General features: G+C 55.0%; 19 protein-coding genes, 1 tRNA gene and 1 pseudogene. 7 read left to right on the top strand and 14 right to left on the bottom strand.

What is annotated here, in order from left to right; genetic code table 11:
• Positions 1–377 precede the first annotated feature (377 nt).
• Positions 378–1,286, bottom strand: coding sequence for a proline iminopeptidase-family hydrolase (locus QFI97_RS22940; RefSeq protein WP_346432043.1), 909 nt, complete (start codon positions 1,284–1,286; stop codon positions 378–380).
• Between the two features lie 84 nt (positions 1,287–1,370).
• Positions 1,371–2,123, bottom strand: coding sequence for a helix-turn-helix transcriptional regulator (locus QFI97_RS22935; protein ID WP_045857278.1), 753 nt, complete (start codon positions 2,121–2,123; stop codon positions 1,371–1,373).
• 200 nt (positions 2,124–2,323) lie between these two features.
• Between QFI97_RS22935 and QFI97_RS22930 the strand changes: the two genes are divergently transcribed.
• From QFI97_RS22930 to QFI97_RS22905, 6 genes are read left to right on the top strand one after another with little or no spacing between them, the layout of a single operon-like run.
• Complete coding sequence (locus tag QFI97_RS22930) at positions 2,324–3,223, top strand: proline iminopeptidase-family hydrolase (protein WP_346432042.1); 900 nt, start codon at positions 2,324–2,326, stop codon at positions 3,221–3,223.
• On the top strand, positions 3,223–4,161 hold the full coding sequence (locus QFI97_RS22925) for an ABC transporter permease (RefSeq protein ID WP_095105508.1): 939 nt from the start codon (positions 3,223–3,225) through the stop codon (positions 4,159–4,161). Before QFI97_RS22930 ends, QFI97_RS22925 begins: the two co-directional genes overlap by 1 nt.
• Entirely contained in the window at positions 4,158–5,003 is an 846-nt protein-coding gene (locus QFI97_RS22920) for an ABC transporter permease (protein WP_095105510.1), read from the top strand. The genes QFI97_RS22925 and QFI97_RS22920 overlap by 4 nt, the downstream gene beginning before the upstream one ends.
• The gene (locus QFI97_RS22915; RefSeq protein WP_095105512.1) at positions 5,000–5,980 is read left to right on the top strand and encodes an ABC transporter ATP-binding protein; all 981 of its coding nucleotides are present in this window, start codon (positions 5,000–5,002) and stop codon (positions 5,978–5,980) included. Before QFI97_RS22920 ends, QFI97_RS22915 begins: the two co-directional genes overlap by 4 nt.
• Entirely contained in the window at positions 5,980–7,014 is a 1,035-nt protein-coding gene (locus tag QFI97_RS22910; RefSeq protein ID WP_095105514.1) for an ABC transporter ATP-binding protein, read from the top strand. The genes QFI97_RS22915 and QFI97_RS22910 overlap by 1 nt, the downstream gene beginning before the upstream one ends.
• Positions 6,995–8,509 carry an ABC transporter substrate-binding protein gene (locus QFI97_RS22905; RefSeq protein WP_095105517.1) on the top strand — a complete coding sequence of 505 codons (1,515 nt, stop codon included), beginning with the start codon at positions 6,995–6,997 and terminating at the stop codon, positions 8,507–8,509. Before QFI97_RS22910 ends, QFI97_RS22905 begins: the two co-directional genes overlap by 20 nt.
• 691 nt (positions 8,510–9,200) lie before the next feature.
• Here QFI97_RS22905 and QFI97_RS22900 read toward each other — a convergent pair.
• The 10 genes from QFI97_RS22900 to QFI97_RS22855 all read right to left on the bottom strand — a co-directional run bounded on the left by QFI97_RS22900 (position 9,201) and on the right by QFI97_RS22855 (position 17,777).
• Complete coding sequence (locus QFI97_RS22900) at positions 9,201–9,551, bottom strand: hypothetical protein (RefSeq protein WP_346432041.1); 351 nt, start codon at positions 9,549–9,551, stop codon at positions 9,201–9,203.
• A gap of 315 nt (positions 9,552–9,866) precedes the next feature.
• On the bottom strand, positions 9,867–10,277 hold the full coding sequence (locus QFI97_RS22895) for a RidA family protein (protein ID WP_045854808.1): 411 nt from the start codon (positions 10,275–10,277) through the stop codon (positions 9,867–9,869).
• 29 nt (positions 10,278–10,306) lie between these two features.
• A complete protein-coding gene (locus tag QFI97_RS22890; protein WP_331834102.1) occupies positions 10,307–11,047 on the bottom strand; it encodes an amino acid ABC transporter ATP-binding protein in 741 nt (246 codons plus the stop codon).
• Positions 11,047–11,700, bottom strand: a complete 654-nt coding sequence (locus QFI97_RS22885) for an amino acid ABC transporter permease (protein ID WP_346432040.1) — start codon at positions 11,698–11,700, stop codon at positions 11,047–11,049. Before QFI97_RS22885 ends, QFI97_RS22890 begins: the two co-directional genes overlap by 1 nt.
• A gap of 9 nt (positions 11,701–11,709) precedes the next feature.
• Positions 11,710–12,369, bottom strand: coding sequence for an amino acid ABC transporter permease (locus QFI97_RS22880; protein ID WP_346432039.1), 660 nt, complete (start codon positions 12,367–12,369; stop codon positions 11,710–11,712).
• On the bottom strand, positions 12,359–13,729 hold the full coding sequence (locus tag QFI97_RS22875; RefSeq protein WP_346432038.1) for an MmgE/PrpD family protein: 1,371 nt from the start codon (positions 13,727–13,729) through the stop codon (positions 12,359–12,361). Before QFI97_RS22875 ends, QFI97_RS22880 begins: the two co-directional genes overlap by 11 nt.
• Before the next feature lie 50 nt (positions 13,730–13,779).
• The gene (locus QFI97_RS22870) at positions 13,780–14,568 is read right to left on the bottom strand and encodes a transporter substrate-binding domain-containing protein (protein WP_346432037.1); all 789 of its coding nucleotides are present in this window, start codon (positions 14,566–14,568) and stop codon (positions 13,780–13,782) included.
• Positions 14,569–14,622: 54 nt separating this feature from the next.
• Entirely contained in the window at positions 14,623–15,597 is a 975-nt protein-coding gene (locus tag QFI97_RS22865; RefSeq protein ID WP_346432036.1) for an agmatinase, read from the bottom strand.
• A gap of 26 nt (positions 15,598–15,623) precedes the next feature.
• The gene (locus QFI97_RS22860; protein ID WP_331834105.1) at positions 15,624–16,496 is read right to left on the bottom strand and encodes a MurR/RpiR family transcriptional regulator; all 873 of its coding nucleotides are present in this window, start codon (positions 16,494–16,496) and stop codon (positions 15,624–15,626) included.
• 387 nt (positions 16,497–16,883) lie between these two features.
• A complete protein-coding gene (locus QFI97_RS22855) occupies positions 16,884–17,777 on the bottom strand; it encodes a LysR substrate-binding domain-containing protein (protein ID WP_095105529.1) in 894 nt (297 codons plus the stop codon).
• A gap of 122 nt (positions 17,778–17,899) precedes the next feature.
• Between QFI97_RS22855 and QFI97_RS22850 the strand changes: the two genes are divergently transcribed.
• The gene (locus tag QFI97_RS22850) at positions 17,900–18,295 is read left to right on the top strand and encodes a VOC family protein (RefSeq protein WP_095105531.1); all 396 of its coding nucleotides are present in this window, start codon (positions 17,900–17,902) and stop codon (positions 18,293–18,295) included.
• Between the two features lie 35 nt (positions 18,296–18,330).
• On the opposite strand, the pseudogene QFI97_RS22845 reads toward QFI97_RS22850, so the two are convergent.
• Positions 18,331–18,796 (bottom strand): annotated as a pseudogene (locus QFI97_RS22845) (IS30 family transposase); the annotation flags it as partial.
• A gap of 584 nt (positions 18,797–19,380) precedes the next feature.
• Positions 19,381–19,456 (bottom strand) — tRNA-Thr (locus tag QFI97_RS22840).
• Between the last annotated feature and the right edge of the window lie 103 nt (positions 19,457–19,559).

Here is a 19,559-nt window from a genome sequence, read left to right as displayed (position 1 = left end):
AAAACCTTCACTTTATCTGCATTTATTGATGAAGTGAAGTTTATGGCGTGGATACACTCAATATCGTCTGCTCTTTGCTCTCAGCGGACCAACAGCACTCACATCCGCTTCGTACCCGGAGCGGATGTGAGCAGGTATAATTCAACAAGGGTCAGGCCAATATTGAATGCGGTATTAAGTCAGCGAACTCTCAATAACGAAAAAGTTCGCTGCACGCTCGTTTGAATGGATGTCCGAAGGGAACAAGGATATCTACAAATCAAAGACAGGCTTCGGAAACTGCGTAGCTATCCTCGAACATGCGAAAACGGGTAATAAGACCATCTTCAATGTACATATCTAGTACAAACTCGGTTTCAATCAGCTTATCCGTTTTTTTAACGCGTGATGCTTACAATCGCACTGCTTAAAAAATCGCTCACCGTCTTCATGCATAGATCGCGCTCTTCAACGTGCGGCATATGGCTTGAGTCTTCAAAAATGACCCACCGCGCGCCGAGGATATGGTCCATAAAGGGCTGTACCACTTCCGGCGTGGCTTCATCGTAGCGCCCGGAAATCAGCAGCACCGGAATCTGAATTTGCGCGAGGCGGTCGATAATCGTCCACTCTTTCATGCTGCCGATGACGTGGAATTCGGTGGGGCCATTCATAGCGTGATAGACCGTTGGATCGGCATCCATAGCATCAAAGGTGCGCCGGACTTCCGGCGGCCAGGGATCAAGCCGACAGACGTGACGTTGATAAAATACCGCGCTTGCCGCCTTATATTCTGCGCTGTCCAGCGTACCCGCCGCCTCATGTGCCAGCAGCGTCTTCTGGACATCGGCAGGGAGCTGCGCCCGGAGTTCTGCTGCGCCCTGCAGCCACAGCGCCATTGAGGCCGGAGAGTTGGCGATAATCAGCGCTTTTAAGCCCTTTGGCTGGGTCACAGCATGTTCTGCGCCTAGCATGCCGCCCCACGATTGACCCAGTAGGGCGTAATTATCGGCAATGTCGAGATAGCGCAGCAGGTTATCCAGTTCGTTGAGGAACAGTGCCGGTTGCCAGAAGTTGGCAGGCTGCTGCGGTAGATGAGTTGAGCGGCCGTTGCCTAGCTGATCGTAGTGGATCACCGCTCGCCCGCTGAGGGCGATATCACGGAACGCATCGACATAATCGTGCGTACATCCCGGCCCGCCGTGGGCAATAACCAGCGGCGCCAGGCCACTATGGATGTCGCCACAAATACGAAACCAGGTTTGGTATTCCCGAAACGGGGCGTAGCCTTCGCTAATGGTGTACATGAATGATCTTTACCCTGCTAAGTGGACCGGCTTTCAGGGTAAAGGGTCGCAACCAACGCTGAACACTAGCAAAAATGCTAGTTCTTAGCTGTCGAGCAGACGGTAATGCAGAGCGCGTACTACCGCCTGTACGCGATTGCTGGCGCCCAGTTTTCTGGCTGCGGTATTCAGGTGCAACGTCACCGTCGCCACCGAGCGGTGCAGTTTACGGGCGATCTCTTTGGCGGTGAGCCCTTCAGCAGACCACGCCAGACATTCGCGTTCACGATTGCTTAGCTTCACGTGGAGACAGGTCAGCATGGTGCTATCGAATAGCGGAAAGGCTGACTCCTGGAACTGGTGGGCAATGAGCATCAGCTGCGCCAGGGTCGCGCTGATTTCCCGTTCCTGACGCTGGCCGGTATGGATGCCGGTGAGAGTAACGAATCCGCCGTTGGGGAGATGCAGGGGAACCGTTGCTCCACAGGGCATATTGTGTTCACGCATATAGTCGGTGACTGCGGTAGCGTGATCGTCGAGCCTGCCGCGCAGCATGCTTCTGTCCGGCCGTTGATAGGACCAGACGAAGGGCGCGCAGCTCTCCAGCGCACAGTGTTGTACCGGATCAACCTGGTAATATCCTCGCTCGCACCATAGCTGGCGCATATCCTCCGGTACATTGCACGTTTTCAGCAGCGATGGCGTAATCAGCTCCCCCTCCAGCGAACGCGGGACCGGCGTGTAGTCGTAAATAACCGCGTCAAATCCCAGCGTCCGGGTGTGCTGGAAAAGCCCACTGAATGCGTCATCCAGGCTGGTTGCCCGGGTGCTGCCGGGGCGTTCAAACTCCAGTCGCATATAACCCCCTTTACGTTAAACGAGACCTGCGACGGGCACGATTTGTGCAAAACCGTCAATAGCTCGCTCTGAGGCATGCAATTCCGGTGCCGTTCCGGCGCAGCGCAAAACTAGTATTTTTGCTAACTGTTCAGCTTCCGACGTTGTCGTTAGCGTTAAGGCTACGACACACCAGCAGCATCGACGACGAGGAACACACCATGTGGAGCGAAGTAGCGCCCGATCAGTGCCATAACATTGCTGTGGATGGTTATAACGTCGTGGCTTATCAATTTGGTGACGGCGATGAGACCGTCCTCTGCCTCAACGGCGGACCTGGGCTGCCCAGCGACTATTTGCGTGAGGCTCACTCCTGCCTGAAACAGCACGGCTACCGGGTGATTGCCTTTGATCAACTGGGAACCGGGAAATCCGACCGACCGGATGACGCCAGCCTGTGGACCATGGCGCGCTACGTACGTGAAGTGGAAACCGTCCGCCAGGCGCTGGGGCTCGGTAAGGTGCATCTGCTTGGTCATTCGTGGGGCGGATGGCTGGCGATTGAAGTGGCATTGCACCATCCTGGCGCAATTTGCTCGTTGATTCTGGAAAACACCGTCGCCGATATGCCGCATCTGGTGCAGGAACTGAACCGCCTGCGCGGTGCGCTGGGACCCGAAACCGTCGCCATGATGCAGCGCTATGAAGCGCTGGACTGGCTGGATCACCCGGCCTATCAGGCGGCGATTACCCTGCTTAATTATCGCCACGTCTGCCGCCTTGATGTGTGGCCCGAACCTGTTAAGCGATCGCTTGAGGACTGGAATACGGGGCCGTATATCACAATGCAGGGGCCGAACGAATTCCTCTATACCGGTAATTTAAAAGCGTGGAACCGCAGCGCGGAACTGGCTTCGATCCGCGTGCCGTGCCTGATAGTCACCGGGCAGCATGATGAACTTACACCCGCCTGCGCCCTGAAAATGAAGCAGAGACTGGCGAATGCCGAAATAGCAGTTTTTGCCAATAGCAGCCATATGCCGTTTTACGAAGAGCCACAGGCTTACTACCTGGTTCTGCTCGATTTTCTGGCGCGTCAGCGCGATACGGGAGGATGTTGATGCATCGTTACCGCTTTCTGCTTTTTCGCCCGCTACAACTGCTGCCGGTTCTGCTCGGCATCAGCTTGATCACCTTCATGATGGTGCGGGCGATCCCCGGCGATCCGGCGCGCATTCTGCTGGGGGTCCGCAGCACTCCGGCTGCGCTGGCCCGCATCCGCGCGCAGTTTGGTCTCGATGAGCCGCTATGGGTGCAGTACGGCTATTTTCTACGCAACCTGCTGCAAGGAGAACTGGGGAAGTCGATTGTGTATCGCGTGGATACTCTGAAGCTGATTGGTTCGCGTCTTGAACCAACGCTGTGGCTGGTACTGGGCAGCGTCCTGTTGGCCATTGCCTTGACGGTGCCACTAGCGGCGATTGCCGCACGTCAGCGTGGACGTCTCGCCGATCGGCTGATTCGTCTTTTTACCACCGCCGGGCTGGGATTTCCAGCGTTCTGGCTCGGTATCATGCTGATTCTGCTGTTCAGCATCGTGCTCGGCTGGTTCCCGGTTTCCGGCTACGGCAGCGATTTTTTAGACCAGTTACGCCATATGGTTCTGCCGTGTCTGACCGTGGCGCTGGCGCTTTCAGCGGTATTAATTCGTAACCTGCGCGCCAGCCTGCTGATGGAGATGAATAGTGACTATGTCGTGGCGGCACGGGCACGCGGGCAGCGGGAAAGACGCATTTTCTGGCGACATGTGCTGCCCAATTCGCTGGTGCCAACCATCAATCTGCTGGCGGTGAATATCGGCTGGTTAATCGGCAGTACTGTAGTTATCGAAAGCGTGTTTGCCATCCCTGGCCTCGGGCAACTGCTGGTAAAGGCGATTTTTAGCCGCGACTACATGGTGGTTCAGGGCGTGGTCATGGTCTTTGCCCTTGCCACCGTGGCGGTCAGCCTGCTGGCGGACATTCTGACCGTGGCTCTCGACCCGAGGATAAAACTATGAAGGTGACGGCAACGTTTTCCCGTCTGCGTCAGCGGATTATCCCGCGCCAGCAGGCGCTATATGCCGGGCTGGCCATTGTTGGATTGTGGCTGTTGGTGGCCTGCCTGGCACCGTGGATAGCGCCGTTTGATCCGATTGCTCAGGACGTGTCCTCCAGCCTGCTGTCGCCGGGCGGAGCGCACCCGTTCGGTACTGACAACTTTGGTCGCGATGTCTTTTCCCGGGTGCTATGGGGCGCGCGGGTCGATCTGCAAATTTGCATTCTGGGAGTCCTGTTCCCCTTTATGCTCGGTACCACGCTGGGTGCGCTCTCCGGCTATCTTGGCGGCGTCGTGGATGCGCTGGTGATGCGGGTGATTGATATTGTGCTGGCTTTTCCGTTTCTGGTACTGATGCTGGCGATTATTGCCATCCTCGGGCCGGGGCTGAGCAGCTTTTATATTGCGATGGCGATAGTGGGCTGGGTCTCCTACGCCCGGCTGGTGCGCGCTCAGGTACTGACGCTGAAACAGCGAGATTTTATTCTGGCTGCCCGCAGCCTGGGCTATGGACACCTGCGCATTTTGTTCCGCCATCTGCTGCCGAATGCGCTAACCGGCGCGATCGTTTTTTCGATGTCCGACTGCGTACTGGTGCTGCTAAACGGGGCCTCGGTGAGCTATCTCGGGCTCGGCGTGCAGCCTCCAACCGCTGAATGGGGCGTGATGGTTGCCGAAGGGCAGAGCTTTATCACCACCGCGTGGTGGATAACGACCTTTCCGGGGATCGCCATCGTGCTGTTGGCAATGGGATTCAGCCTGCTGGCCGATGGGCTGGGGGATAAGTTAGGGGAGCGCGTATGAGTTTGTTGAAGGTTAATCACCTGACGGTCACGCGTGGTGAAGATATCGCGCTGGTAGATAACGTCTCATTAAGTCTCGAAGCCGGTGAGATGCTCGGGCTGGTCGGCGAGAGCGGGTCGGGAAAAACCGTAACCTGCCGGGCGCTGATGCGCCTGTTGCCGGGGGCCGGGCTGCGGATTACTGGCGGAGAAGTTCTGCTGGGAGGCCGCGATATTTTGTCCCTGAGCGAAGGGCAAATGTCGGCGGTGCGCGGACGGGAAATCGGCATGATTTTCCAGAACCCCTCCAGCCACTTGAATCCGGTGATGACTATAGGGGAACAGATTGCAGAAAGCCGCCGCCTCCATTTTGGCGCTAACCGTCGTCAGGCGCGGGAGGATGCGCTGGCGCTGCTGCGACAAGTGGGGGTCCCGGACCCGCAGAATCGGCTCAATAACTATCCGCATGAATTCTCCGGCGGCATGCGTCAGCGGGCGATGATTGCCGTCGCCCTCGCACCGGAGCCCACGCTGTTGATTGCCGATGAACCGACGACCGCGCTGGACGTGACCGTGCAGATGCAGATTTTGCGCCTGCTGAGCGACCTGCGCGCTGAGCTGGGGCTGGCGGTCATTATGATCACTCACGATCTCGGCGTGGTGGCGCAAACCTGTGACCGGATTGCGGTGATGTACGGCGGCCGACTGTGCGAGGTGGGCGGCAAGCGAGAAGTGCTGGCCGGGCCGTTGCACCCATACACTCGCGGACTTATTGATTGCCAGCCGGTCAGCGAAGGCGGGCAGGGGAGGTTGACGACCATCGACGGCCAGCCGCCGGTTGCCGACCACTTTCCATCGGGCTGCCGTTTTCATCCGCGCTGTCGACGCGCCGATGAGGTCTGCCTGCACCAGCCGTTGCTACGCTACGGGCAGGATAGCCACAGCCACGCGGCAGCCTGCCATCACATATTGCCGACGCTTATCCGGCGGGAGGGATAATGGCTCACCCTAACTGGCCGCTGCTTGAGGCCGATAACCTTTCCGTCACCTTTCCGGTTTCCGGCGGGCTTTGGCAAGCGAAAAAAGTGGTGCAAGCGGTTAACCAGGTCACGGTACAAATTTATCCCGGCGAGACGCTGGGCCTGGTCGGCGAGTCCGGCAGCGGTAAAAGCACCCTTGGACGGGCGCTGTTGCAGCTCGAACGGGTTGCTGCCGGAGAGGTGCGGTTCGAAGGTCAGCGTATTACGCATGGCTTAACCAGTGATATCGCCCGTCTGCGCCAGCAAAGCGCGATGATTTTCCAGGATCCTTTTGCGTCATTAAATCCGCGACAGACCGTGGGAGAAAGTATTGCGGAGGTACTGCGCGTTCATCAGAAGGTACCGCGCGCGCAAGTTGCTCAGCGGGTAGCGGAACTGCTCACCTTGGTTGGCCTGCGTACGCAGCAGGCCGGCGCGAAACCGTCTCAGCTTAGCGGTGGTCAGTGTCAGCGCGCCGGTATTGCCAGAGCGCTGGCCATCGAGCCGCGGCTGATTGTGGCGGATGAGTGTGTCGCGGCGTTGGACGTCTCTATTCAGGGGCAGATCGTGAATTTATTGATGGATCTGCGGGAGAAGATGGGGCTGGCGATTCTGTTTATTGCTCACGACCTGGCGATTGTGCGTCGGCTCTGCGATCGCGTCGCGGTGATGTATCTCGGGCGGATCGTGGAGGAGGGGCCTACGGAAGCGGTCTTTACCCGACCACTGCATCCCTATACTGCCGCGCTGGTATCCGCGATCCCGGAAATTGACCCGGATAAACCGCTGCCAAAAAATTTGCTGGGGGGCGAGCCGCCCAGCCCCGTCGCTGTTCCACCAGGTTGTGCATTTCATCCGCGCTGCCCTTATGCGCAGGTGCAGTGCCGCACCGGCGAACCACCACCAACCCGGCAGATTGCCGACCACGCTTATGCCTGCGTATTGAACCACGAAGGCAATGAGACCGTTTTTCCTTTGACAGGGGGATCTATTGATGAAGCACAGGCATGTTAAATTACTGGCGGCGAGCGTTTTTCTGACGCTCAGCGTGGTGAGCGAAATAGCGCAGGCGGCAGGTGTATTGACCATTGGCCGTCGCGAGGACAGCACCACTTTTGACCCGATAAAATCGGCGCAAAATGCCGACAACTGGGTTTTTTCCAACGTCTTCGATCCGCTGGTACGGGTGGATAAAACCGGGACTAAGCTGGAGCCTGGCGTGGCAGAGAGCTGGACGATTTCCCCGGACGGCAAGGTCTACACCTTTAAAATTCGCGATACCAAATTCTCTGACGGCACACCGCTGACCGCCAACGATGCGGCGTTTAGCCTGTTGCGTATCCGCGATGATCAAGGTTCGCTGTGGCGCGATTCCTACAGCATTATCGCTAAAGCTGAGGCCACGGACCCGCGCACCCTGGTGGTCACGCTGAAATCGCCCTCAGCGCCATTCTTATCGCAGCTGGCACTGCCGAACGCCTCGGTGGTTTCACAGCAGGCTATGAAGGCGGAAGGTGAAGAGGCCTTTGCCGAAAAACCGGTAGGTTCCGGCGCGTTCAGCGTTAAAGAGTGGCTGCGTGGCGAAAAAATCGTGTTGGTTAAGAACCCGAACTTCTGGCAGGCGAAGAACGTCAGCCTGGATGGCGTGGAGTGGTTAACCATTCCGGATGATAATACCCGAATGCTGAAAGTGCAGGCCGGTGAGCTTGACGCCGCGCTGACCGTGCCTTTCTCGCGCATTGCATCGTTACAAAAAGATGCCAATCTGAAGGTTGAACTGGATCCTTCCACTCGGGAAGACCATCTGCTGATCAATCATTCTCATGGCGCGCTGGGCAAGGTGGAAGTGCGTCAGGCGCTGGACTTTGCGATTGATAAAGACGCTATCGTGAAGACTGTGACCTTTGGGTATGGTCAGGTGGCGAACTCCTACATTCCCGCCGGGGCGCTTTACCACTACGCGGACAATCTTCGCAGGCCATACGATCCGCAAAAGGCTAAAGAGATGCTGAAAGCGGCGGGGGCGGTCGATCTGAAGCTGAACTATGTGGTTAACGCCGGGGATGAAGTGGATGAGCAAATCGCAATTTTGCTCCAGCAGCAGCTGGCGAAAGTCGGGGTGACGGTGAATTTACAAAAAGTCGATCCGAGCCAGAGCTGGGATATGCTGGTAGCCGGGGATTACGATATTTCGGTGATGTACTGGACGAACGATATTCTTGACCCTGACCAGAAAACCACCTTTGTGCTTGGTCATGATGCCAATATGAACTATATGACCCGCTATCATAACGAGCAGGTTAAAGCGCTCGTGGCCGCGGCGCGCGTCGAAATGGACAGTGAAAAGCGCGAGCAGATGTATATCGACCTGCAAAAAATGGCCAAAGCCGACGTAAACTGGGTTGATCTGTATTACAGCCCGTATCGCAACGTCAGCCGCAAGAATATCGACGGTTTTTACCAAAATCCGCTGGGGCGCTTCTTCCTGGAAGATACCGTCAAAAACTAATGCCTCTTTGCGCCGGTTGGTCTCGGCCACCGGCGCTTTTTTTGATCTTTTCGGACAACACGCTTCCTCGGGAAACCCTCGACGTGCTTACTCCTACCACGTACAGCAGCTCCTCACGCATTATCAGTAGGCATGGCCTTAGCAGGATGGGGGACAGAACCTATCACACAGCAGCCGGCTGCACCGGGCTTCGGCGGACTGGCTTCTGCGTCCTGTTTTACGCTTGCGGGGCACCTTCTGTACTGCAAAAAAATACTCTCTCCGCAACTAAATACGAGCGGGTCCCATTTATTGACAGCCTTTAAGGGCGAGTATAAGGGGAATATAACTGTGTATATACAGTTAATGAGTGAGGATTATCATAGTGAATCCGCTAAAAGGACACAAAGTGAGAACTTGATTTAACTCCCGCTTACGCTTGTAATCCGAGGGTGGGTTATGCCAGCAACTTTACAATTGTTCGCTCAGAGCAGCCTCTTAGAGACTTGCGTACGGGCAAGTTCGTGCAGCAGACATTGCAACGCGGAGTATTTGTTGAAAATTTGTGTTTATGGATCGCTATGGACATCAGCTTGCCTCGAGTAAGAGGATGGGGATACCGGACAGATATGCCGAAAATATACCCCAACCCCATAGGCTGTTGGGGGTAATCATAATGCCTGGCCGACCTACCTGCGAATAACATAGCGGACTAAAGACATTGTTTCTCAGTGGTTATTTTCGTTACTGAGCCTGTTTGAGCTTTATCCCCGGTAGTACCATACATAGACACCCGATAAACGGCACCAATCGCATCTATATCCGGGCGCAGGCTCGCCGGACACTCTACTGCGGCTTCCGTCCAGTTGCTCCCGGCCTGCACGCGTAGTTCGCGAAATGACAGCTGGTTTTCGACGGCTGCTGCAGCCAGCTGACGGCTGATTTGCAGGGCTGTTTCGATCCCCCGCGGGGTGACAAGATCTACCGGGCTGACGCACGCCTCACGGACCTGGTGAAACAGCCACTGCAGCTCGTCTGGCGTCATCGCCTGAGGGCTAAACACCCCGTCTCCGTTGATTCTCCGGTAGATTTGTTACAACGACTGGTCCGGGTCAGTGGACAGCTGCAGAAACTCATCCTGAGGCAGGCTGCTCTGCAGGCTGTGCTCGACCAGACGCTACGTCAGAGCATTGACCGAGATTTTTTCGCTGCCGGCGCGGTTTTTCAGCAGCTCAATTAATTTTCTGGAAAACCGGAGTGTTAACCGACCGATCATCCGTCTGCCCTCGTCGTCATTTGGTTTCAGACCAAATGTTATCGACGATGTCCCTTCTAACGCCCACGCTTGCGCCAGCGTGGGTACGTCGTGGAGGTTTTATCAACCCGCTTTCACGGCAATCACGTCGATCTCAACTTGCCATTCCGGACGAGCCAAATGTGAAATCATCAGTCCGGTAGAGACCGGGAACACGCCTTTCAACCAGCGGCCCATGATGTTGTATACCGTTTCACGGTGGCGAACATCGGTCAGATAAACGGTAATTTTGCAGATCTCTTGCAGGTTGCTGCCGCTCTCTTCCAGCAGCATGTTGATGTTGTACATTGCCTGCTCGGTTTGCGCCGCAATATCACCAATGCCCACTGATTCACGGGTGTCTAAGTTTTGCCCAATTTGCCCGCGTAGAAAGACCATATTTCCGGCGACAACGGCCTGACACAGATCGTTATCCAGATTTTGTTCCGGATAGGTCTCTTTGGTATTAAACGGACGAATACGCGTGTGTACCATTTTTTTGCTCCAGGGTGTATTAGCGGCCCTCAGGCCAGGAATTGACGAAGTTCTGCCGTTTGCGGCTGAGTAAACAGTGTGTCCGGGCTACCCACTTCGTGGACGCGCCCTTGATGCATAAACACTACCCGGTCGCTGACTTTGCGCGCGAAATTCATTTCGTGCGTGACCATGATGATGGTCATACCTTCCTGCGCCAGCGACTCAATCACCTGCAGCACTTCGCCGACCAGCTCCGGATCCAGCGCGGAGGTTATTTCATCGCACAGCAAGATTTCCGGATTCATCGCCAGCGAGCGGGCAATCGCGACGCGCTGCTGTTGACCGCCGGAGAGGCTATCCGGCCAGGCATCAAATTTATCGGCCAGGCCGACGCGTTCCAGTAACCGTCTGGCTGTGCGCTCGGCTTCACCTTTGGCCATCTTTTTCACCAGCGTCGGGGCCAGCATCACGTTCTTACCCACGGTAAGGTGAGGAAAAAGATTAAAGCTCTGAAAAATCATGCCGACGTTTTGCCGCAGTTCGCGCAGAGCGGCGCCGTTGTCCTGCTGCACCGGCTGCCCGTCCACCCGCAGCTCTCCCGCCTGATAGGCATCCAGGCCATTAATGCAGCGTAATAAGGTGCTTTTCCCCGAGCCGCTTTTGCCGATAATGCACACCACTTCCTGGCGTTTTATCTGCAAATCAATGCCTTTCAGCACCTCGTTTTCGCCAAAACGCTTACGCAGCGCGCGTATATCCACCAGGGAAAAATCGGCTGTCTGGGTCATCAGTTGGTTCTCCGTGACAAACGTTGTTCAAGATGCCGGCTCCATATGGAGAGCGGAAAGCACAGAAAGAAGTAGAACAGGGCCACGCTGCCGTAAATCAGGAAGGGTGAAAACGTGGCGTTCGAGATGATCTGCCCGGCGCGCGTCAGTTCGACAAAACCAATCACCGACGCCAGCGCCGTGTTTTTAATGGCCTGCACTAAAAAGCCGACGGTAGGGGCGATGGCCACACGCAGGGCCTGGGGCAGAATGATGTAGCGCAACTGCTCGCGAAAGTTGAGCGCCAGGCTCTGGGCTGCCTCCCACTGCTGGCGCGGAATGGCTTCCACGCTGCCGCGCCAGATTTCGCTTAAATAGGCGCTGGCGTATAGCGTCAGGCAGAAACTGGCGGTAAATAACGGTGAAGTATTAATACCGGCGATCGCCAGGCCGAAATAGACCAGAAAGAGTTGCAGCAGCAGCGGCGTTCCCTGAAAAAGCTGCACATAGCCGCGGACGAAATAGCCGGCGATACGTGAACCAGAGAGGCGCAGTACCAGCAGTAACCCACCGACGACGCCCCCGCCAATAAAAGCGATAGCGGACAATCCAACCGTCCAGCGCAGCGCCAGCAGCAAGTTGCGATAGATATCCCATAAGGAAAAGTCGCTCATCATGGATCCTCAAGGTCGACGGAAAATAAAGCGCGGGCCTATCCAGTTCAGAATCTGGCGCACGGCGATTGCTAATACCAGATAGGCAGCGGCGGCGATAATGTAGGCTTCGAAATTACGGAAGGTGCGGCTGGCAATCAGGTTGGCGCTGAACGACAGCTCCTCGGTTGAGATCTGGCTGCATACCGCCGAACCCAGCATGATGATAATGACCTGACTGACCAACGCGGGCCAGACTCTACCAAGAGCCGGAGGCAGCACCACGCGGGTAAAAATTTGCCAGCGGTTTAACGCAAGGCTCTGCGCCGCTTCGATTTGGCTGCGCGGCGTGTTCTCAATACCAGCACGGGCGATCTCACTGGCGTACGCGCCAAGGTTGAGGATCAGCGACAGCACGCTGGCCGTCAGCGCCGACATCTGTACGCCCACCGCCGGCAGGCCGAAAAAGATAAAAAACAGCTGGATGATATAGGGCGTATTGCGAACCAGCTCGACATAGCTGGCAATGAGCCACCGCAGCGGGCGTGGGCCGTTGGCGCGGCCCCAGCCGCAGGCAATCCCCAGGGCAATGCCCAGTAACGTGGCCACCAGCGTCATCATGAGGGTGATAGCGATGCCGTTAAGCAACATCGGCCACTGGCTCAATACCGGCGAAAAATCAAAGCTCATGGTCTGGTTTCTCCAGTAGTTGTGACAGCCGCGCCACGGAGGGCAGGGCGATAACCTGGCGCAGTTGGGCCAGAAGGTGACGACTCGTGGCTGCGGGTAGAGCACGCCGGGCGCATGACAGGAATTTGTCATCCAGCGCTTCATCGCTCAAAGGATGGGCGGCATTGCCCAACGCGCGATCGACACGACAGCTGAGCTGCCGCCCCGATTTCAGATTCAGGGTGACGCAGGCACCTTCCGGGGCGGTTTGCAAACTCTGCGGGTGTTGCCACTGCGGGCTGCTTGCGATCGTGACTTTCGCCATCAGGGCATGTAACCCCGCCGGTTCCAGCGACGCCTGCGTCAACTGATTCAGGGTTAACTCGCCATAAAATAGCGTGGCGGCGATGGCATAGGGCAGGCTGAATTGCGCCTGTTGCGGAGTCAGCGGATCGGCGTAAATCAGGTTGGCGATCACGATCTGCGGCACATCGCACTGGATCTGCTTGATTCCATCCACCGCAAGCGTATGCCGTTGCATCAGGGTGACAACCGCATCGACAGCCGCGTGAGCAGACAGGCATACCGGGATGCGTTTAACGTCCAGCCCCGGCCGCAGCAAACGCCAGCCGGGAGCGGTTAACCGCTCCGGCTGCCATTGGGCATCGTTCATCAGCATCGGCAATCCGTAATGATGCTCCAGCGTATTGAGCGGACCAGTGATTCCCGCTTGCGCCATCAGCGCCGCCTGAATGCCTCGTTCGGCGGCCAGTCCGGCCATCACGGCTTTCGCATCGCTGCCAAAGGCGCTTTTACTGCCGCCAGCGGCGGCGAGAGCTAACGCAATAGCATGGGCAACCTGATGAGGAGCCAGGCGTAGCAGGTGAGCGGCGGCAACGGCGGCGCCGACCACACCCAGAACCCCGGTTGTCCACCATCCGCGTTGATACAGCTGCTGGCCCAGCGCTTCGCCGAGCCGGTATTGGCATTCGCTGCCCGAGACAATGGCCGTCAGCAGACTGGCGCCGTCGCGGTCATACTGCTGAGCCACTGCCAGTGCGGCCGGGATGATGACTGCGGAGCCATGGACGAATCCGGCGTAGCAGTTGTCATCAAAATCCAGCGCGTGGGCGGCACAACCGTTGATCCGCGCGGCGTCCAGCGGGCTGACGCGCAGCGTGCCGCCCAGCATGCTGGCCTTACCCTCGCTCATTACCGTCCGTTTCAGACGCTGCACTATCGGCATCGTACTGCCAGCCAACGCCACGCCCAGCGTGTCGATCAGCGCGCGACAGGCGACCCGCCGCACGTCGCCTGGGATCGACGACAGCGTTATGGCCGCCGCCTGCCGGGCCAAAATATGGGTTGCATAATGGTTCATGTTATTCCCCACCAGAGAAAAGACTCCCCGCCCGCAGGGAGCCATAATGCTCAGGATTCAGGCAGATCGCCTGCTGGCGCACCCAGCCACTTCTGCGAAATCTGATTGATGGTGCCGTCGGCTTTCGCGGCACGCAGGATTTCGTTCACTTTGGCAACCAGCGCAGGGTTACCTTTTGGCAGGCCGACGTAGCACGGGGCGTTAGCCAGAATCACTTTTAACTGAATATCCAGACCGGGGTTTTTCTGCTTCAGCGCGCCGGCGACGGTGGTACCGATTGCCACTAATTGCGTTTGGCCGGACATGAACGAGGCGATAGTGCTGTTGTTATCTTCAAAGCGTTTGACGTTAGCTTTCGGTGCCAGGGTCGTTAACTCTTCATCCTGCATCGAGCCGCGGGTTACCGAGACCGTTTTGCCCGCCAGCTCGTCGGCGTTGCTGGCTTTCACCCCGGCCTTGCCAAACACCGCATCAAAGAAAGGCGCATAGGCGATGCTGTAGTCGATCACTTTGGCGCGCTCCGCGGTTTTACCCAGCGAGGAGATGGTCATATCCGCTTTACCGCTTTGCAGATAGGGGACGCGATTTGGGCCTGTGACCGGCACCAGCTGCAGCTTCACGCCCAGTTTATCGGCGATCAGTTTGGCGGTGTCGATATCAATGCCCTGCGGCTGCATATCACTCCCCACAAAGCCATAGGGGGCGTAATCCTGAGGGACCGCAATACGCACCACCTTTTGCTGCATAATGGTATCCAGCAAATCGGTGGCGCTGGCGGAGAGGCTGGAGAATGTGCAAGCGAGTCCCAGAATTGCTGCAAATGCAAACTGTTTTTTCATCTCATTATTTCCCGTTCAGGTTATTGTTACGTAAATGCGCGGTCATGAGGCGGATTAACTATTTTTATTGAAATAACCCGCGCGCACCGCAGTGCCAATTAAATTGACAAAGAACCGACAGGCGGTAATGGCGGTAATTTGGTTAATATCTTTCTTCGGCGTGATTTCAACCAGATCCATGCCCACGACTTTGCCTTTTGCCACCAGACCGTGAATTAATTTACGCATTTGGTGATAGGTTACCCCGCCTAATGCCGGGCCGTTGACCGCAGGCATAATCGTTGGGTCAATACCATCGGCGTCACAGGTAATATAATAATGACCGCCATCAGGAATACGTGCTAACAGGCTGTCGATACCCTCATCATGCAGCTGATGGGCAGGAATCAATTTCGCACCATATTCCAGCGCTGCGTCCACCTCTTCCTGGCGGGCCGAACCGTTTGCGCGCAGGCCAATTTGCCAGATTTCGCCGATATGCTTCATTTCCGAGGCCCGGCGAATGGGGCTGGAGTAACCATCGGTCACGCCGTTGACATCCTGACGCCAGTCCAGATGAGCATCGACATGGATCAGGGTGATGGTTTCATTCAGTTCATCCAGCGCGCGCAGCACCGGAATCGGAATGCCGTGGTCGCCACCAATCACCAGCGGCATGCCTCCCAGTTGCAGAATTTTACGTACCACCGCTTCGGCCGCTTCGTAATGTTGACCAAGGGCACGCGCATCGCCTGCGATATCGCCGCAATCGATCATGCGAATATCCTGATTATCCATCAGCGGGCCGCCAATATCGAAATCGTAACGCTCAATGCTGCGCACCGCGCGATCGGTCGCCTGGCGCACTGCCGTTGGTCCATTGGTTTGATCGTTGGTGACCTCATCAATGGAATAAGGCGAGCCATAAGGAATCCCTAATACGGCGATATCTACGCGATCCAACGTATTTAAATCACGGACTACTTCGGAATAAAGCAGGCTCTTATGACCATGTTTCGGTGCGGTGGTCATTTCGGATTTATATCTCATTTTATCCTCTGGTCTGTCGTGAATAACTAGTTAAGACTCCACCACTCTCCGGTGGCCCATAATTGCTCTTCGGTTCTTTTCACTGCCGAGTGAATATCGGTCCGGGCGTTGGCGGCAAATAATGCCACCAGTAATTCACTAACTAATAAGGCTGGCGTAATGGTGTCGAAAAACGACGCCGTTTTCTTTTGTACCAATATTGATTCCGCGGCCAATCTTGCGACAGGAGAACTGGCATTATCGGTAATTGCGACAACACGGATTTTCCGTTGGGCTAAATAGCGGGCCAGCGTGACGGCCCGTCGGGAATAGGGGGCCAGACTGACCACCAGCAGCACATCTTTGGCATTAATCTCCCCCATCAGCGTCATCATGCCGCTTTCGCCTGCGCCATCAATCAGGCGCACATTATTGGCGAACCAGGCGCTGACATGTTGAAAATGGAAGACGACAGGAAACGATGAGCGAAGTCCCAGACAGTAAATGGTCCGCGCTTCTGCCAGCAGCCTGCTGGCGCGGATCATCGACTCAAGGTTCTCCTGACGGCAAAGTGTTTCGATATGGGCCTGCGTGGTCGCGGCCAGGTCGCGCAGCAGAGAGGCTTCTCCCTGCTTATTCATCGCAACCATCCCCGGCACTCGTGATTCATAGATGCTGCTTTTGGCACGTACGGTGGCGATAAACACTTCACGCAACGCATCGTAGCCGCCGAGTCCGAGGCGTTTTGCCAAACGGGTCATCGTGGAAGGCGGAACGCCGGCAAGACGTGACTGTTCACGCATCGACATCACCGCCACTTCCTGGGCGTGGTCTAACACAAAGCTGGCCGCCTGTCGTTCCTGACGGGGGAGCTGTTCGTACATTGCTTTTAGTCTGGAGATAACTTCAGCCTGTTCCATATGTTATTCCCTTTCGGTTTGACACAATCACAATTGCAACGTATGTGCCAAAGATGATTTTCATTGATTGGAATGAATCAAAATTAAACCCGCGGAAATACACCCTGGTGGCATAGGGAGGGAACGTTGATCCCAGGAATGATTAGTCTGATTCAAAACGGCGTGAAAAAAGTGGCGGCGTTATTTTTTAAGGTCGTTAACGACGTGCTGCTGTACGTTTTTTGCGCACCAGAGTAGGGCGTCGACTGTTTGCTGATGGAGCAAAAAAAGTGTTTATGGGGCAGGGCAGCGCTAATGAGGGCATAATTTAGGGCAATTAAAGCGGGTTCGCGTGAGCTCCCATCAGAAGAATCCGGTCACACTTAATGGTTAGGAATCTCAACCGCATCACGGTTTTTGGGGAGCCATTTCTGCCGATAACCATTCGGCAAGTTGCTTTATGGTTTGGTGGTGGTTACCTTCGGGATTGCTGACGAAATAATGTGCTGCACCGGATAAGGCTGTGTTGAAAGGGGCAACAAGCAACCCGTCTCTCAGTGCATGTTGTGCCATCAACTCACTGACAATAGCCACCCCCTGTCCTGCAATCGCAGCCTGAATTACATGAGCCTCGTCGGTGAACCGTGGCCCGGCGTTAATATCCAGCGCCGCTGGGCCAAATTCATTGCGCCAGCGCTGCCAGTCTGGCACAGGTTGTGGTATCCGGCGACCATCGGTATGAAGCAGCGTGACTTGTAGCATATCCTCTGGCGTCTTCAAGGTGAGCTGTGGGCTGGCGACCAGCACGAAACGATCCCGGTATAGCAGGCGTGGTGCCAACTGCTCATCCGGTTCAGTACCGTAGCGCAGGGCCATGTCAATCTTCCTGCTGCGCAAATCCACAATGCAGTCATCGGCATGTAGTCGTAGTTCTATTGTGGGGAACTCGCGCATCAGCGCCGGTAGTCTCGGTACCAACCAATGAGTGATCATCGCGGTGGTGGCTGTTAGCGTCAGAACTCTTGGACGTTGTACCTCAACAATTTCTTCCACCGCATTTTCTAGCAACCGGAAGGCCTGAATGGAGGCCCGTTGCAGAATCTTCCCGCTAGCGGTGAGTTCCACCTTGCGTGGTGTTCGTTCAAATACACTAACCTCCAGCAGACTTTCCAGCAGTCGGATTTGGTGGCTGATGGCCGTTGGCGAAACGCCAATTTCTTCAGCGGCCAGTTTGAAGCTTTTTAGTCTTGCTACTGCATCAAATACTTGTAGTGAACGTAAAGGCGGAAGTCTTTTTTTCATGATGAGTTTTTTACATCTTTAGCTGAGAATTATGATTTTGATTAACTATATAACATCAAGATATCTTCTTACTTGCAGCATAGAAGATGAAAATTATTCATTGAGTTAATCAGGAGATGACCATGTCTAAAACAGCGGTAAAACAGCTTCGTTTAGTAATCACTACAGAAGATTTTGATAATGCGCTTTCCTTCTATCGCGATAGACTTGGATTGACGCAAATTAGTGCTGTCCCACCTGATGAAGGTAGGGTGGCAATACTTGAGGCGGGTAAAGCTACGTTAGAGTTGGTAGAACCAGCGACAGCTGCTTACATCGATAATATTGAAGTCGGTGAGCGAGTTTCCGGCTGGGTACGGGTAGCGTTTGAGGTGGTAGACATTGCCACAGCAACCGCAACTTTGGTGGAGGGAGGCGCGCGTATGCTCTCAAAACCAAGGGTGACGCCCTTTAATTCTTTGAATAATCGTCTGGAAGCGCCAGCAGGATTACAGTTAACACTGTTTCAACCACTGTGAAAACAAGCCTGCCGGATGGCTGGGAACTATTTGTATTAGCTATTTATTAGCATCCGGAATGTCCGCTTTGTGCTGCGAGTACAACCGATGGATGCAACACACTTATTGAACCGTTCTACGGGTGATTCATAATCTGGCGTTTTTCTCGGCCTTTCGTTGAGCTGTCCGGCAACACTGTTAAGCCTTTGCTGGCTGTGAACCGATAAGTCAGTTCCTGTTGGAAATATTGTCTGAGCAATATGTTCGTATTTTCATTTGAGCCACGTTGCCGGGGAGATTGAGGATCACAGAAATAAACCTGAATGTCTGTCGCTACAGTAAATCGGGTGTGGCTGGTCATTTCAGCCCCCCGATCCCATGTTAATGTTTTTATAAAGCTCAACAGGTAATTCCCGGGCTTGTCTGATGAGCGCAGATATAACCGTTATGGTCTTTGTTGTCCCTGATTTTGGCCAGCATAACAAAGCGGGAATGGCGTTCTACCAGGGTGACGATATACGTAAAGAACGTGATGTTATTTCGTCGGCAATAGTCAAGGGTCCCCGCCTCTTCAGAGGCGCGATAGAGCAGGCTAGAGTGATTCTGTACTGCACTGAGGGCATGACCGGAGGCGTTAAGGATCTCATTGGCGCATTTTATTTGCGCCAGATTGAGCCTCAGCCTGATCGGACAATAATTTTCATAACAACCCTTCGAAATCCAAACTCTCCTGTGAGAAAGACGAGAGAGGGCGTTCCTGCGGTAAAAACTCGATTTTAACCTTAACAATTCTTAACATGTTTAACGGCTTTTTTAAGAAACAGCCTGTTATTAATATATTGATATCAATATGAAAATATTTTTTTAAGGCTGAAGATATAAAAAGCGTATGCATGCCAAAAGACACTTCATATCGAAGCTAAAGTGTTTTTAAACATCTCATCGCGGGGGGCTTCTATCCTGAACAGTGTATGGCAGTTTTGATGCCCTGGTTCAGCGATAAGAACAGTGAGCTTAAGTGCGTTGGCCGCGGGGAAAAAAGTAACCCTGGTGTAACCCCAAAGAGGTTTTTCAGGACAGTGCTTTCTGTAACTTATTGATTTTTATGGTGCCGATAATAGGAGTCGAACCTACGACCTTCGCATTACGAATGCGCTGCTCTACCAACTGAGCTATATCGGCCCTGAAGAGGACGCGTTCACCAGAGTGAATCACGGGGTAAAAGGTTAAAACTAAGTGGGTGATGCGTCAATGGCCTTATGAATCAACCGGCTACTTTTGCATC

The organism is Klebsiella scottii (assembly GCF_036561945.1).
Lineage (GTDB): Bacteria > Pseudomonadota > Gammaproteobacteria > Enterobacterales > Enterobacteriaceae > Klebsiella > Klebsiella scottii.
This window is presented reverse-complemented; position numbering and strand designations above follow the sequence as displayed.

Coding starts and splice junctions, on each gene's coding strand:
- QFI97_RS22905 (WP_095105517.1), top strand. CDS start 6,995: ATGAAGCACAGGCATGTTAAATTACTGGCGGCGAGCGTTTTTCTGACG.
- QFI97_RS22915 (WP_095105512.1), top strand. CDS start 5,000: ATGAGTTTGTTGAAGGTTAATCACCTGACGGTCACGCGTGGTGAAGAT.
- QFI97_RS22860 (WP_331834105.1), bottom strand. CDS start 16,496: ATGGAACAGGCTGAAGTTATCTCCAGACTAAAAGCAATGTACGAACAG.
- QFI97_RS22890 (WP_331834102.1), bottom strand. CDS start 11,047: ATGACCCAGACAGCCGATTTTTCCCTGGTGGATATACGCGCGCTGCGT.
- QFI97_RS22910 (WP_095105514.1), top strand. CDS start 5,980: ATGGCTCACCCTAACTGGCCGCTGCTTGAGGCCGATAACCTTTCCGTC.
- QFI97_RS22940 (WP_346432043.1), bottom strand. CDS start 1,286: ATGTACACCATTAGCGAAGGCTACGCCCCGTTTCGGGAATACCAAACC.
- QFI97_RS22855 (WP_095105529.1), bottom strand. CDS start 17,777: ATGAAAAAAAGACTTCCGCCTTTACGTTCACTACAAGTATTTGATGCA.
- QFI97_RS22920 (WP_095105510.1), top strand. CDS start 4,158: ATGAAGGTGACGGCAACGTTTTCCCGTCTGCGTCAGCGGATTATCCCG.
- QFI97_RS22895 (WP_045854808.1), bottom strand. CDS start 10,277: ATGGTACACACGCGTATTCGTCCGTTTAATACCAAAGAGACCTATCCG.
- QFI97_RS22930 (WP_346432042.1), top strand. CDS start 2,324: ATGTGGAGCGAAGTAGCGCCCGATCAGTGCCATAACATTGCTGTGGAT.
- QFI97_RS22850 (WP_095105531.1), top strand. CDS start 17,900: ATGTCTAAAACAGCGGTAAAACAGCTTCGTTTAGTAATCACTACAGAA.
- QFI97_RS22865 (WP_346432036.1), bottom strand. CDS start 15,597: ATGAGATATAAATCCGAAATGACCACCGCACCGAAACATGGTCATAAG.
- QFI97_RS22935 (WP_045857278.1), bottom strand. CDS start 2,123: ATGCGACTGGAGTTTGAACGCCCCGGCAGCACCCGGGCAACCAGCCTG.
- QFI97_RS22880 (WP_346432039.1), bottom strand. CDS start 12,369: ATGAGCTTTGATTTTTCGCCGGTATTGAGCCAGTGGCCGATGTTGCTT.
- QFI97_RS22875 (WP_346432038.1), bottom strand. CDS start 13,729: ATGAACCATTATGCAACCCATATTTTGGCCCGGCAGGCGGCGGCCATA.
- QFI97_RS22885 (WP_346432040.1), bottom strand. CDS start 11,700: ATGAGCGACTTTTCCTTATGGGATATCTATCGCAACTTGCTGCTGGCG.
- QFI97_RS22870 (WP_346432037.1), bottom strand. CDS start 14,568: ATGAAAAAACAGTTTGCATTTGCAGCAATTCTGGGACTCGCTTGCACA.
- QFI97_RS22925 (WP_095105508.1), top strand. CDS start 3,223: ATGCATCGTTACCGCTTTCTGCTTTTTCGCCCGCTACAACTGCTGCCG.